We start from the raw sequence: 15,070 nt of genomic DNA, 5'->3' as shown, positions 1-15,070 counted from the left end.
ATTAATCTGCTATGAGCTTCGTGAACTCCGCACCACTTACACTAAATAAGGATGTTTTAAAGCTTGCCTATCAGTCATTAAACTTCATATGTTGATTAGCCAGCAACAGGTCAAACGCTTTTTGTTTAGTCTGCGATAGGTGTGCTTTATTTTTCCAGGCAGCCGTTCCATATACACCTGCATTTTTATAATCAAAAGGTTTAAAACCAATACTATATGCCAATTTTTTATTTTTAATACGAAAATCAAATTTGTGAACATTAACAAATTCCGGATCCGCAATTACCGAATGAAGATCATGCCCCTTAGCTTGCCATTCACCACTATTCCCGTCAGGAAATGTAACCGCCTTCTTAGCACTGTTCCAATACACGTTAGAATCAATAAAGGTTGATGCTTTTTTCCAGGATTTATTCATGTTTTTTTGAAACAAATCACCCTGATTATAGTAGATAATATTATTCGTCAGCTTAAACGACAAATGATCTTCAGGCCTGGTCAATTGTATTTGTGCTTCTTTGCCAAAGGCGAAAATATTATTCCTTATGGTATTATTTTTACCATAATGTTGATGAAAACCAGTGTTTTTAGTTAGATAAACCAGATTTTTTTCCATGATAATATCACTTGATCCTTCATCAGTATATAAGCCCCATCCACCATAAGTATAAGAAAAAACATGATGGATTACATTATTGCGAATAATAGTGTCTGGCGATATTCCCAAGGTATATACACCTCCCATATCACTCAATTCGCCCCAGCCCAGGTGATGTATATGATTATACTCGATAATGTTCCCCGTGGCCAGACTTTCCTTGTATCCCCATACCCAGCCAACCGAGACACCCGTGTATCTAAAATCACCGATGTCGTTATGTCTGATCCTATTGTCGGCCGCATGAAAAATCGCCACACCTGCCGCACATGGAAATATGTAACCTCCCGATTGAATAATACAGTTATCAACAGTAATATTTCTGGTAATTTCGGTTCGGTTTGCAGGTGCCTCAAATACACCAACTTTAACACCGCCGGCCCCTAAATCGTGCATAAAGCTTTGAGATATCGAACTGTTTAAACAGCCAGTCCTGAACCAAATCGCATTAGCCCCTGTATTTGCAATTTCACAATTTATAAAATTAACACCTTGTGCATAATCAAGCATAATGGCTGCCAATGTTGGCGCGGCCAATTGTACCGGATCCTGACCTTCTAAAGGAAGTTTATACCCCGACACTTTAAAGGTAATGTTTTGAAAACTGACGTTGCTTACCGGATGATCTGAATCGCCTTTGATAACCAGTAATTGTTGCAAAGTAGGTAGATATGCACTAAGCTGATCCATTTTTTGATCCTTTAAAGGCATATAATACAACTTACCGGAAGGTTCCAGATACCATTCGCCGGCAGTATCCAAAGCCGCCTTAAAATTTTCGGCAATATAAAGTGACTTTTCATCTATTGGGTTCCAGGGTTTCATTCCTTTACCTTTTATAGTGAGGCTGGAATCCTGAAGATTAACATCAGCAATATACTTACGTGTGTTGTCCCATTTATGATAAAAAGTTACAACTGCATTATTGATTTCAGACCCGGTCATACTTTTCAGCCAACCCCATTCTCCAGCCCTAATAAACACTTGTTGTTCAGCTTTGTTGGCGATACTCGAGGTTCCTTTTTCCAGCACAGTCTCCCTTACTTTCTTAGGTGAATAAAAGCCCTGATTTGGGGTCTTTGCTCTTTGGGCACGTAAACCATTAATATATAATTGCTCAAAATGATATTGATCTACCAGGTTTTTATCCAATCTGGACACCCATAATCCATTTTCAGTTTGCCATTTTTCAATTGAAATACCTCCGATAAAAACGGCTCCTTTACCTTTCCCTATGTATTTTACAGGATACTTATCACTACCAGAATCCTCTGGGTTAAATTCTATTGTCTCGTTTAAAAAATAGGTGCCTTCCTGAATATAAACAGTGATTGGCTCATTTAAAACCTGGTTATTTTTTAATTTTCTTATTGCTTCTTTAGCCGCTTTTATAGTAGCAAAAGGTCCATCAGTGTTTGCAGAGTTGGCTTTTGCAAGTTTACCTGACCACTGATCATTCCCGTTTACTGATACATACAGATCAAGTGCTGCTGCTTGCAGTGTAAAGAAAGATAAAAGGATGCTAAAGACTAATTTAAGCCTGGACACTCCGGAAAAATCTAGTCCATTAAGAAGTGTTAATTGTCGTTGAGTTTTAAACATAATTGGGGTAATTTAAAAAAAATAAATATTATTGTCCGGGATAAATTATCTCGGACAATAATATTTATTTTTTTCTCAACTCAATTGAACACGAAGTCAAACTTCATTATTTTGACGCCATATCAGCATCCTTTGATCTCTAAAATTTCCATTTTATAATGGAATCATAGGGACAGTTTGTATTATCCGATTATCAATAACGTAATACCACCAAATATTTCCTTACTCGCATTGTTGGTCGCTATAATTTCAATCCCCGTCATTTCTCCCTTTTGCAATCCCAGATTGGGGATCTTAAAGTTCAAAGGGGTCATGGTTTGTTCCTGTTTCATCATGCGGTTTGCGTTCATAACATTCCTGAACCGGGGGAGTAATTTCCTTCCGGACAACATTGCTCTTCTAAGCTCTTCCATCCGGCCGGGCATTCGTATCTGGTCTTTAAGTGTTAATTTTCCCTTGCGATTGAATTTAATATGCGCGATACCTCTTTCCATTGCGAGTTCGGCTCCAGATTCTTTTTCTGCAAAACCAAAATAGAATTCATTTATTATTTCTTTCACCCGATCTCCTTCTAATATTTTAAAATCACCGGCAGAAGGATGACGTACCGCTAAAATATCCTCCCTGTTCATAGGAATAAGGCGCACCGTGATATCCCCCTGGGGCATGTGTAATAATTGTATCTCCATGTTTGTTTCCTGAACAGCGATATTGAGGTTTTTCTGCCCGATGTGCCTGTCATAATAAGGGTTCAAAAGGGTGTCGTAAGCCGGATAATCTTTTGGTGAGAATGAAAATACCCTGGCAAACAAGCACCTGTGCCCGGCATGATCAGGAGGGATAAGATATTGAATACTCACTTTGGAAGATTGATAGCAGCCTACCCAGGTATTGACAACCCCCAGTTTTTTTGCAAACCTGGTGTCGAAGCCAAGACTGGGTGTTACTAAATAAAATTCAACGTTTGCAGCAGGAACATTCAGGTCACCCCGGTTGTGTACCAAACAGTCGATATTATAAGTCGTACCTACGTTTAGCTCTGTGGTATAAGAATTTAACGAAGCAAGTGGGGCAATATTTATATCTGGGGAGATCCAATAAGGAACGCCTGAAAGCCCGGGACGTATACCATTATCACCATCATAAGACCGTATGTATAAATAAGAGCTGTCTTTGAATTCGCGCGGAGGTTTTCTTTCTCTTCGTACAGGCGATTCAGCATTGGTTGCTTTCCAATATTCATCTATTCGTGATGCTTTTACTTTGCGCTGCTCCAATATTTCTTTAATGAAGCTGCTGGCACGTTTTAAATTTTCTGAAGGCATGGGTACAATATTTATTTTAAGAAATTAAGTTGTACGCGAACGTTATCATTAGTTGGATCCGTATCCGTAGGATTGTTTACTTTTAGTTGATCGGGCTTTTCTGGCGGCTCTGGTGTTATTCTGTTTTGTGTCCAGCACAGGTAGCCATAACCTCTGTCACCATCAAGATTAAAGTCTATTAAATTTTTCTTCTCCTGAAAACGCTGATGTGATTTCTCAATCAATGTCATTGCATTTCCCAAACTCGCATTTCCAAAACGTGATTTTCCAAAAAGTTGTGCCAGTTTTTGTCCATCATCATTGTTTTTAGGATCTGGATCAGGTGTCAGATTTTCTAATTTATCTAAAAGATCTTCAGGTCTAAACGGAATATCTCCAAATGCATAATGTGTAGACGCCTGAGTAAGATAGCTGCTCAACATACCCATTACCTGGTCTTTTTCAGGTTGTGTGGTTGGATAAACAAGGTGCCGCTCCTGATGAAATACGCTTTGCGACAAACCATCGGGAATAAATTTAAGCAATGGCAAAAATGGTGCAACTGCAATTCCGTTAACGCCCGTTGGATCTGCATTTGCAGGATTTGCAAATTGTGTAAGTCTTGGGTCATTCAAATGTTCCTGCATCGGAAATGCAAGTCCGTTCATAGCTACGCCCAGTCTGAAGTTCTGATACGCATTATAAATTTGATCGTAAATTAAACAAGCCGCCGCGCGAATAGTAGCAGTACCTAAAGTAGTGATAGCACCAGCTATGCCATCGGCCAAAGCCGCTGCAGCCATAACTGCACCTACAATCAGCGCTCCGAGTGCAATAAAAATAGATAAGATGCCCCAATCGCCTGCTTCATCAAAGGCATTCTCCAGAAAGTCGCCGACATCTCCCAAATTGTCCATGGTTTTTTCCCAAACTTCCCTCATCTCTGCTGAAAAGGAGTAAGCAACGGGTAGGGGCAATGTACCTGTTTCAGTGGCGTTTTTTAACCACTTGTAATAGAGGCGATAGGCATTGTTCACGTCGTCAGCAGATATTTCAGGACCATATTCAGGCGTAACATCGGTATCTTCCTGAAATACAGTATTCATTGTTTTAGCAATCATTTCTGCCAGGTCATCAGGCAGATTGGTGAAACTGTCTGGTTCGTTATTTTCTGTGTCAATTGTACCACTAAAATTGAAATTGTATAAAGCATGTAGCTTTGATCGGTTCCAGTCGGCACCGGTTTCATTTTTCATGTTAAACACGTCCTGATAATTTTCTCCTGTTTTGTGTCTTTGTGCATGGGAGCGATAAGGACCACCGGATACCAGGTTAACATATGGATGACCAACGGTATCGGCACAATAATGGGTTAGATAACCGAGTGCGTACAATATTTTCGGGTCGTTCAAATCGCTGGAAGTGGCGTCTAAAAGCGCCTGCGCGAATTTTCCTGTTTTACGATAATGAAGTGCATCAAACCACCACCATTTTTCTGGCTCCGCTCCATCTCGGTAAGGATGCGATACCATTTCAAAGACATTAAATTCTGTAATAAATTTTTTGACCGCTTCCATCAATGTGGCAGAAAAACCATCCATCAGTCGGCTCAGGTCTTCAAAAGTTTGCTGTAATTCGCTTAAAAGCACAGAGTCTTCAATAACCTCGTTTGCCGCTTCGTCAAATGCTGCAAGGGCATCCAACACGGGTTGCGGTACTGCTGCTAAAAGTGTTCGCTTAAATTCTTCAATAAAATCCCCTACTTCGAAGTAAAGTTTGGCAATTGCTCCCGTTGGGCCAGGCATATCTTTTGTATTAAAGAAAAGATAGTCGGGGCCCTGACAGCCAAGGAAAAGATACGGCAGGTTTTTGGGGTCTGCCAACAGGTTTTGCAAAGCGGCGTATTGGGCGGCAGTTGCATTATCGCCTAAGCCTTCATTCTGCGAGATGCGGGCTTTGAGCTTATCTGCTATCATGTGGTGTAATGCTGGTCCTGGCATAATATTGTTTTTTAGGTGATAATTCTTTTAGTCTTTATCTTGGAGGGGGTACGTAAGCTGTTACCTGCAAAGAGCCGTCTGGCAATATGCGCAATAGCTGACCGTAGTGTACCGACACCACATTCTGCTTATTGTTGTTCACAATTATTTTCACATCTTTCCCACCGGGCAGCCCTTCCACACTAAAAAACAAATCTGCATTCCCGGGAATGGTATTGGGCGCAGATGGACGTGAAGCGAGCATATCAGGATCATTGATATTATAAAATGAAAGGGCTTTGCTGTCGGCCGTCTCATTCCTGATCGTAATTCTTTGTATTTTTTTGCAGGAAGCAGATAAATCAGGTGGGAGCGGCCCCAGAACAACACTGCTTCCCGTTTTTATAGCTTTGGCTAATGCTGTATATTCGGTAATGTAGGTCTCTAAGGCTTTAGGGCCAAAAAGCGTTGAAGCTCCTTCATAATGCTGCTTCTGGTATTCCTCATTAGTAGCGGTATATTGCGAATAATCATTAGCATAAGTATTAATGGCCACTTTATTGATACCTGATCCATTCAATTCATTAAAAACAGCGGTTCTTAATCTTCTTCCGGCCATAGTTGTCAACTCGCCTGGGAAACCAACAATAGCAAGGTTTCCGATTTTGATAATCTGTATAGGTAGGATAGTGGGGCTTAGCGGAACCATTCCATTTCCTGTGTATCCGGGAATAAGCGTAATGGGCTTTGGTAATTGGATATTAACTTCAGACGAATTAAGGTCTACCAGTTTTGCATAGGGAACGCCGGAAGCCAGACCAAACCCCATGCCTATAACTGCCTGTGCCGTTCGTTCTGTAGCCAGGACATTCCCTTCTACAATTCCCTCTTTCAAGCCTGAACCTGGATCGCTATCTTCAGTACTGCCAGCAAACATCGACAATCCTAAACAGCCGGGAGCACCCGTTTTTGCAACCATATCTACATACTGATATCTGAAGTCAATTGGTCCGCTTATAAGCGTAAGGTTGGTAACTGCGTTTTTGTAGAGGTCTTTAGCTGCCGCATATTGCCTTCTGCCATGTACTTTCATATGCGCTACATCGTTAGTACCATCGGGTCTTTGTCCGTATTCTACATTACCTGATACATCGCCAGCAATACTATTGGCAAAAGCAGCTACAAATGGTTTTTGCACCATAGCGTTAGTGTCCATGTCATTTTCAAAAAGAGAAGAGGCATAGCCTTTATTATCACCATTAACCATAGTGTTTTTCTGCCCGCGGTCAGTAGGGTGTATTCCATACCAGGTGAGTATCCCTGCCGGTTTTTCCGTTGTGCTGTCCGGAACTTTTACAAATTTGAGCAGTATTATTTCTTTATCTGTATTGTCCTTATACTGATCCTGCTCTTGTTGAGGATTATTGTTATAGGCTTCTGTTGATCTGTTTCTTCCACAATCAGCTATTTCTCCGGATTGCATATATATTCTCCCGGGTGCAAGGTTGTTATGGGCTTTTCTGATAGAAGTTACCATCCCTGATACAATACACTCAAAGTTATGTGCATCAAACCCGCGCATACTGTGGTTGTACAGATAATAATAGTTGTAACCACCAGGGCCACTATGATTATGTGTGCCGCTAATAAGTACATTCTCATCATTATAAAGATTGCCAAACTCTGATTGCAATCTTTTGATGACTTCTGTTTTGATGGAATGGGTGCAAGACCAGATATCGGCATTCAACAGCACCACTCTTTTATTTGTGCCGATATGATGGACGATGAATGTTCTTGCGTACAGCTCGGATTCTACACCGGCAGTTTTTTGATTGTCATCAGACATGCCTTGCATACCCAGGCCAATAGCGGGGTCGGTAACTATAGCAATGCCGGTTCCTATATTGTATTCGACCGGAGCAGGCTTTGTGATGACCTGAGCTAATTTACAAGATGGCACAAGAACGGTGAGTGTAACCACTAGAATAATAATTAAAGAGGTTAGCAGGTTTACTTTAAGCTTCATTCTTTAGATGTTTTCTTCATATAAATCTACATAAAAAAAACTTATATATTATTCCTGTAAAATGGATTTAATTTTCTTAAATATCACAATTAGAGTGATTTATGGAGATGGTATCCTTTATGTATTTAATGCCATTGTATATGCTAATAAACAATTACAAGTCATTAGGTTTAAAACCGATTCTTTTTCTTGGAGGATTAGGCATTCTGGAACTATTGCCAGTGGAAAAGCAACTTTCAGTTATTATAATTCTGATCCTACCGGCACCTATAGAGTTATCATAGAGGGAATCGATAAAAATGAAATACTAGGGAGGCGCGTTTTTTTGTATAAAGTGACGCCTTAGATTGCGCTATGGTGGATAGGAATAGTCTGAGCGCATTTTTTATGATTATCTGCGGTAACGGAATGCTCAAAATTTATTGATCAATTGCAAAGAAAGCATAATAATTAGTCAAATTTCTTGTAGTTCACCGGTGGGCCTTTTGTTAATTTTCCCTTTCTTAAACCAAATAGTTATTGTTTATAAAAAGCAAATTTTAGTGCACTGATTTTCGCTATTTATTCTCAAGTTTCTTTATGTTATTTTTTATAACGTTTGGAGATAAAACACTTTAAAAACACACACACCAACTATGAACAAAAATCTACAATTTTCGTTATGCCGCACGTAGCTATTTAAATATAGTCTATAAGTTTAAAATTTTCTAATTAATAAAATAAATTAATTTAATTACTATGTGTAGTAAATTTAAGTTATTGCTATGCGCTTTATTGTGCATTGAAGTTTCTTATTCTTATGCTGCGGAATCAGACGTATGTCTTTTTCAAGCACCTTCGAGAGATACCACTAAGCTTGATACTAACAAGCTTTTTGTTACAAAAAAAGTAAAAAAAGAAAAAAATTCATCAACTGTAAAACCGGCTAAACTTGCTGAGATTCCTGTTATTTCATTACAGCAATATCTAAAAGGGCAGGTTGCCGGACTTAATGTTCAGGAACAAAGCGGCGAGCCCGGCACTGTTCAGAATATGTTTGTAAGAGGCATTTCAGCTCCACTAATATCGCCGGCAGATGTTTCACAACAGCAACCTTTGGTAGTTTTGGATGGTATACCACTTATTGGTGAGCATCCTTTTGCTTACGACATCCAATCTCATCAATATAATCGTATTGGTACGGCCACAAACCTGCTCACCAATATTGATATGAACAATATTGAGGATGTTAAAATATTGCGTGATATTGCTGCGGTTGCCCTTTACGGACCTAATGCTGCTAATGGTGTAATTGTTCTTACGTCTAAAAAAGCAGCCAAACTCAGAAGGATCAGTATTAACAGCTATTTTGGCTTTGCACCTCGTCCGCAGGTAACTACAGTAAATGCTACTTATGAAAATGCCTTCAGAAAGCAGTTTTACGATAGATATACTGCAACAGGAAGGTACTCAGATGAAGATTTTTATCCTCAATACCTGAGTGATACGGCAAGTACCTTATATAATGGCCCTTCTAACTGGACAGATTACTATTATCGTAATGCGTTTATACATAATCTTTCTGCTGATTTGTCGGGCGGTGGAGAACGTGCAAACTTCAGATTTTCAGTAGGTAATACCAAAAATCAGGGATTAGCCGATTCTACAGGATTCGATCGATATGCGGTAATGTTTAATGTGAACATGAAGCCTTTGAAGTGGTTGACAGCCTCGATTATGGTGAATGCCAACCGTTTGCAGCGTGATCGAAACAGGAGCTTGAGAGACCGCTTCGGACAAACTAATTATGTTCCTTCACTGGCAATGCCGTTGGCACCTAACAAAGAGGTTTATGGAGATTATCTTCAACAATTCGGAAAGGGCTACGATAGAAATTTCAACAACCTCCTGGATGGATATGGAATTTTAACAGTTGATTTAAAGAACATAGAAATTACTTCTAAAATAGCTGTCGACTATAATGAAGCTAATAGGGATATTTTTTTTGCAAGGCCATTGATGGAAGCCAATAGTTATGCCTCAAATTATTTTGGGTATAACCAAAGGTTACTTTTCGATAATGTATTGTCATATGCAAAAAAAATTGGTACAGATCACCAATTGAATCTAACTGCTGGACAATCTATTCAGTGGGATTATTCAAAATATAATTATGGATATGCTTATAGAGGGGTTAATGATTTTATCAAATTAAATATGATAGATAAAGATCTTAATCCCACGTCATTCCCACAGCAATTGCTTTTTAAATTTCTGGATAAAACGCGTCATAATTTGCTTTCAGTTTATGGACGTGGCTCCTATGAATTCAAAAACAAATATAATTTCTCACTATTGTTGAGAGGAGATGCTTCGTCAAATGCGCAACCTACCAGCAGATGGTTCATGTCAACAGTTGCTTCAGCAGGATGGAATATTAAGGCTGATTTACTTACTAATAATACAAACGTTACTGAACTTAAAATGCGTTTAAGTGTAGGTCGATTAGGAAAGTTAAATACATATGATCATTACGGACAAGGTCCCCAGTATACTGCCGATATCGGATATACTGGCAATATAACCGTGCCGGGATTTAACGCAACATCTACTCTTGCCCGTCCTTATAATCTGGGTTGGGTAGGTTATAATGTACCCTGGGCACATACCGATCAAATCAATTTTGGAATAGATTTCGGATTGGCGAAGGATCGTCTGCACGGAAGTATTGATTTATATACAAAAACGGATAAAAATCAATTATTGGCTATTCCTGCCTATGCTGAATATGGATATAAATCTTCATTAGAGTCGGGCATGTCGGTAAACAACAAGGGCGCAGAATTAATGCTCAGTTATGATGCAATTAAATCAACGACTAATGGATTTTCATGGTCTCCAGCTATTAATTTGGCCTATAATACCAATAAATTGTTGGCCTTGCCAGGCGGATTTAAGGAAATCATAGTTGGTAATCAATTATTAAAAGTAGGTGAAGCCATGGATAGATTCTGGCTATTCACTAATGAAGGTATATATACTTCCATCGATGATATTCCGGTTGTAAATGGGGTAACCAAGCAATATACTGGAACAACAATTCAGCCCGGTGATCCGAATTGGAAGGATTTAAATGGTGACAATCTGATTGATAACCGAGACAAATCCTTGTTCGGTCATAGCCTTCCGGTGGTAATCGGAGGTTTTAACAATGACTTCGAATACAACAAATGGTCATTTAATATGAATTTCTATTTTAATCTGGGGCGCAGTGTGGTGAATCAGAGGATGTCTAACTCTCTTGACTTTATCAATAGGGAAGGAAGCAACTCTATCGACGCCGTAAAGGAAATTACGTTCTGGGAGAAAAGAGGAAATAGAAGCGATTATCCATTGTATAATCCCTGGAGTAGCGTGATTCCTTTCCGTGTGGATCAGGACCTGTTTCTAGAGAATGCATCTTTTCTTAAACTGCGGACACTATCAGTGGGTTATGATCTGACATCAGAGTTGGCTGGGTCGAAAATTAAACTTAACGGTTTGTATGTTTATTTGATGGCGAACAATCTTTTCACCATCACCTCTTATAAAGGCCTTGATCCTGAATTAGTTTCATACACGGGGTATGATACAGGATATGGGTTGCCTCTTGCACGAACTTACACGCTTGGATTAAAAATGAATTTGTAATGAAAAGAAAACTTAAATATAAGGATTTTAGTCCTGTTAAAAGTGTCCTTTTGATGGCTGTTCCCATGCTGTTAATGCTGATGAATAGTTGTAAAAAACTGACAGATACTCCCTCCACTCGAGTTGTTGGGGAAATTAACATGTGGAACAAGCTGGAAGATGCCCGTGCAGCGCTAATGGGTATTTATGGATTGGGCCGAGCGGCAATGGTAGACAACAATGCCCATTGGATTTATGGGGATGTGCGTGGAAGACAATTTATTAGTCCTTCCCGTCAGGATTTAAAAGCGGTTAATGATAATCGTCTTATGGCTTCCTACAAAACGCTGAATGAGCTTTCTAATTGGAGAAGATGGTATTCTGTTATCAATTCTGCAAACGTTTTCATTGAGCGGGTGCATAAGGTCAGGGAAGCTGACCTTCGCTATACAGTTAACAATATGGAGGTTGATATTGCTCAGGCCCGTTTTCTAAGGGCTTATGCCTATTTCTATATGGTCAGGATCTGGGGGGATGTTCCGCTGATCATTTCTTCGCATGATGGGAAGTTTGAAAATAAAGCCCAGAATAGTAGCGCTGAAGTATTGGCTTGGGCCGAGAGGGAATTGATTGAAGTTATAGAGGTCTTACCAAATAGATATGGTCAGAACGATCCGAAACAACCGGGACTCTATTATGGTCAGGATGGTGGGCGTTGGTCGGGTGGACTGGCACGCCGTGTTTCTGCTTATGCTGTTCTAGCACATATTGCAGCTTGGCAGGGTGAGTATCCAAAGGTGGCGACTTATACATCTAAAATTATCAATGAGGCTGGTACTGCTGACGTAGGCTTGAGTGATATAGGTTCACTGACCAATGCAGACGGTTTTTTCAACGGTAGAAAATCAGGCCATCTATTCGGATTTAATACAAGCTATGCACAAGGAGAGGGAGGTATGTCGGGTAACATCGAGGAATTGACACTTGCTTTTCCATTTGTAAATAAAGAGGTTCCAGATATCTATATGCCGAAAGATTCTATTCTTAAGGTTTTCGATGAAAAGAAGGACTCACGCTTTGGGCAGGATACCCTTGGCAGGCCAACGACTGATCGCTACTTCTATAATTTTGATGGACGCTACCCGATTTTTAGTAAAATTAAGGCCATTATGGGAGGTTCCGCTTCAACTTCCCCAAATGATCCTAAGTTCAGTTTCTTCTCCAGCGTTGCATTGTTCACCCGATTGGAGGATATGTATTTGTTGCGTGCAGAAGCTAATTCGGTACTTGGTGACAGACAGGGAGCAATTAATGACCTGAATACCATGAGAACAAGACGTGGATTACCAGCCTATAGTGAAGCTGTAAACGGTTTGGTGATTGATGCCATTTTTAAAGAGCGAAAAAGAGAATTAATGGGGGAGGGCCATTTTTGGTATGATCAGATCCGCTACAATAAGATCAGACAAAATAATAGTGACTTCATGAAACTAATTAATTCTGGCGGAATATACTGGCCTGTATCGGAGGTGTTATTGCAACAAAATAAATTGTTAAATCAAAATTCTTATTGGAAATAATGAAAATCAGTGGAATAAAAAAGTATTTGTTCCTTATAGGAATGGCTACAATAAGTTTAATTGCCTGTCGTAAGGATTCTGGGTATTATGATCATAAACCTATTAGTCAAAGAGTTCAGGTAAATGTTTACGATTATCTGAAAAGTAAAAAGGGCATTTACGATTCTATGATTCTGGTAGTGGATCGTCTTGGTCTGAAGCCAACATTGATGGATAGCAACATCACCGTTTTTGCGGTGACAAATTCCAGCTTTCGCTTAGCTGTAGCTAATTTAAACAACACGCGGAAATTAGCAGGAAGAGGACCGGTGAATTTGTCGAACATGGATTACATTCAGCTGGATACCATTATGACCCAATATATCATGCGAGGTCAGTATTCAACTGAGGAATTAGCTAATCAGGACGGGGTAGTTTTACGCGGAGTACGGTTTGGATATAAAATGAATGCAAAATTGAATACTGTAGCAACTTCAGGTTTTCAACACGGAGGACCGAAAGTAATTAGCTACAGTGACATGAAATGGAGTCAGTTTTCCAGAAACTGGACTACTACTACTACCAGCTCTACTAATCTCTTTGCCGTAAATGGTGTAATTCATACCATTGATCAGGATCATGTTACAGGTTTCAGGGATTTTGTAATTCGTTTTACGATTACTTTCCCACCGATAAACTACATCAAACTGTATCGGGGAATATTTACCGTGTCAGCCGAAGGAGGAGGAGGGCCAAGAGGTCAGGAGGGGTCCTATTTTATGATTGATGAAAACCGACTCACAAAATTCCTGAATAGAAATGCATTGGTTACGAAACCGTTCTGGATGAATGTTGAATTTCCTGAATCTCAGGTGTGTAATTCTTATGCCTTTACCTCTGCTAATGATGTTCCGGGACGTAATCCAAAGGCCTGGAATTTACAAGGTTCTGACGATATGATTAACTGGGAAATTTTGGATGAAAGGAGCGGACAGAATTTCGAAGATTTCTTTTTGCAAAAAATCTACCGTTTTGAGAATACCAAGGCTTACAAACATTATCGTATGAACATTACACAAAATAATGGATCAGGAAACGAACTACAAATAGCTGAATATATCCTTGGCTTTAAATAATAAACAGATCATAAAACCAAAATATAGAAATGACTTTCAATATTAATAGTAATCGTATCATTCCAGGTAAGTGCAGGAAGCTGCTATTTTCTGTGCCCTTTATTCTATCTTTCATGGGCTGTGGGAAATTGTTTGAAGTACCTGCAGAGCGGGAATATATCAGTAATAAAATAACTTACGGCTCTAAATTCTTCGAGCCGGTATTGGGACGTACAGTGCTAATGGGTACTGTGAATGCCGATAATTCGACTCAACCTTTAACTTTTAGTATAATTAACGCACGATATGGAGATGGCCGTCCGATGACCGATTTGTTTAAAACAAAGGAGGTCTGGGTGTGGACAGCTGCTTACGACGGTAAGGAGAAGAGCCTGGAGGAAATTAACAGTAAGCGGAGAAAAGAAACCAGACCGCTTTTGGAGGTGCGTTCATCGGGACAACTTATCCTATGGAATTCAGCTACTGATGACCTTGTGGAAGCAAGAAATCCGGACAGCACCAACCTGGTACAGGAACGACGCTATTTTGACGTGCGGATAAAAAATATTGGTGGTGAAGTGCTTATAAAAGACATGGAACTGCGATTGTGGCGTGAACGTCCGTATGAGCCATCTTCTGATTTTAATCCTTACACAGGAAAAATCGGTTCTAAACCAGAGGATTTTGTAGGTGCTTATAAAGTAAACCGCATTCGTCCATCACGTTTATCCAATATCATTGGGAAAAGTTCCCGAAAAGAATTGATTTCAAACGATGCCACTCAGGATGTGGTGGTGTATATCAGACCATTTACTGGTGGCAATGGTAAATCTTTGCGATTTAAGTTCCTGGACAAGGATGCTATGCCAATTGATCCTACCCGATTTAATGAAACCAGATGGGATCAGCTGGTTCACGGATTTAATCGCACAATAACCAGTGAGTATGTGCAGTATGATGTGGCCTATCCAATCCCTTTAATTAACATAACTACTCCTTATGCCAGTGGCGGAAGGGCGAATGTGAATTTTAGTTACTCCAGATTGGGTTTCGGAGGAATTCGCGAAACGGGGAGTTTAGGGCTTGATTTCAGTATTTACAGAGAAGGTGATTGGGAAGTTGTTTTTCATTTCCGTAATGACAATCCAAAATTTGAAGATGAATAAAGCTAATACC

At 39.7% G+C, this 15,070-nt stretch carries 8 protein-coding genes; 4 read left to right on the top strand and 4 right to left on the bottom strand.

From position 1 onward, the window contains the following. Nucleotides 1-70: 70 nt before the first annotated feature. From R2Q84_RS03250 to R2Q84_RS03235, 4 genes are all read right to left on the bottom strand, one after another. The gene (locus R2Q84_RS03250; RefSeq protein WP_316815091.1) at nt 71-2,260 is read right to left on the bottom strand and encodes a right-handed parallel beta-helix repeat-containing protein; all 2,190 of its coding nucleotides are present in this window, start codon (nt 2,258-2,260) and stop codon (nt 71-73) included. A 182-nt stretch (nt 2,261-2,442) separates the two neighbouring features. Beyond that, on the bottom strand, nt 2,443-3,585 hold the full coding sequence (locus R2Q84_RS03245) for a hypothetical protein (protein ID WP_316815090.1): 1,143 nt from the start codon (nt 3,583-3,585) through the stop codon (nt 2,443-2,445). 11 nt (nt 3,586-3,596) lie between these two features. Further along, the gene (locus R2Q84_RS03240) at nt 3,597-5,564 is read right to left on the bottom strand and encodes a zinc dependent phospholipase C family protein (protein WP_316815089.1); all 1,968 of its coding nucleotides are present in this window, start codon (nt 5,562-5,564) and stop codon (nt 3,597-3,599) included. A 34-nt stretch (nt 5,565-5,598) separates the two neighbouring features. Continuing rightward, entirely contained in the window at nt 5,599-7,572 is a 1,974-nt protein-coding gene (locus tag R2Q84_RS03235; RefSeq protein ID WP_316815088.1) for a neutral/alkaline non-lysosomal ceramidase N-terminal domain-containing protein, read from the bottom strand. A gap of 738 nt (nt 7,573-8,310) precedes the next feature. On the opposite strand from R2Q84_RS03235, the gene R2Q84_RS03230 reads away from it, so the two are divergent. From R2Q84_RS03230 to R2Q84_RS03215, 4 genes are read left to right on the top strand one after another with little or no spacing between them, the layout of a single operon-like run. Further along, nucleotides 8,311-11,241 (top strand): SusC/RagA family TonB-linked outer membrane protein, encoded by a 2,931-nt coding sequence (locus R2Q84_RS03230; protein ID WP_316815087.1) that lies wholly within the window; start codon nt 8,311-8,313, stop codon nt 11,239-11,241. Further along, nucleotides 11,241-12,800: a RagB/SusD family nutrient uptake outer membrane protein gene (locus R2Q84_RS03225; protein WP_316815086.1), complete on the top strand. Its 1,560-nt coding sequence runs from the start codon at nt 11,241-11,243 to the stop codon at nt 12,798-12,800. Before R2Q84_RS03230 ends, R2Q84_RS03225 begins: the two co-directional genes overlap by 1 nt. Next, the gene (locus R2Q84_RS03220) at nt 12,800-13,915 is read left to right on the top strand and encodes a fasciclin domain-containing protein (RefSeq protein WP_316815085.1); all 1,116 of its coding nucleotides are present in this window, start codon (nt 12,800-12,802) and stop codon (nt 13,913-13,915) included. Before R2Q84_RS03225 ends, R2Q84_RS03220 begins: the two co-directional genes overlap by 1 nt. A 29-nt stretch (nt 13,916-13,944) precedes the next feature. Then, nucleotides 13,945-15,060, top strand: a complete 1,116-nt coding sequence (locus R2Q84_RS03215; RefSeq protein ID WP_316815084.1) for a DUF5007 domain-containing protein — start codon at nt 13,945-13,947, stop codon at nt 15,058-15,060. Nucleotides 15,061-15,070 lie beyond the last annotated feature (10 nt).

The organism is Pedobacter nyackensis (assembly GCF_032678475.1).
GTDB classification, from domain to species: Bacteria; Bacteroidota; Bacteroidia; order Sphingobacteriales; family Sphingobacteriaceae; genus Pedobacter; species Pedobacter nyackensis_A.
This window is presented reverse-complemented; position numbering and strand designations above follow the sequence as displayed.

What these genes read in the sequence shown, in the direction of transcription:
- R2Q84_RS03230 (WP_316815087.1), top strand. Translation starts at nt 8,311, where the DNA reads ATGTGTAGTAAATTTAAGTTATTGCTATGCGCTTTATTGTGCATTGAA.
- R2Q84_RS03245 (WP_316815090.1), bottom strand. Translation starts at nt 3,585, where the DNA reads ATGCCTTCAGAAAATTTAAAACGTGCCAGCAGCTTCATTAAAGAAATA.
- R2Q84_RS03250 (WP_316815091.1), bottom strand. Translation starts at nt 2,260, where the DNA reads ATGTTTAAAACTCAACGACAATTAACACTTCTTAATGGACTAGATTTT.
- R2Q84_RS03240 (WP_316815089.1), bottom strand. Translation starts at nt 5,564, where the DNA reads ATGCCAGGACCAGCATTACACCACATGATAGCAGATAAGCTCAAAGCC.
- R2Q84_RS03215 (WP_316815084.1), top strand. Translation starts at nt 13,945, where the DNA reads ATGACTTTCAATATTAATAGTAATCGTATCATTCCAGGTAAGTGCAGG.
- R2Q84_RS03220 (WP_316815085.1), top strand. Translation starts at nt 12,800, where the DNA reads ATGAAAATCAGTGGAATAAAAAAGTATTTGTTCCTTATAGGAATGGCT.
- R2Q84_RS03235 (WP_316815088.1), bottom strand. Translation starts at nt 7,572, where the DNA reads ATGAAGCTTAAAGTAAACCTGCTAACCTCTTTAATTATTATTCTAGTG.
- R2Q84_RS03225 (WP_316815086.1), top strand. Translation starts at nt 11,241, where the DNA reads ATGAAAAGAAAACTTAAATATAAGGATTTTAGTCCTGTTAAAAGTGTC.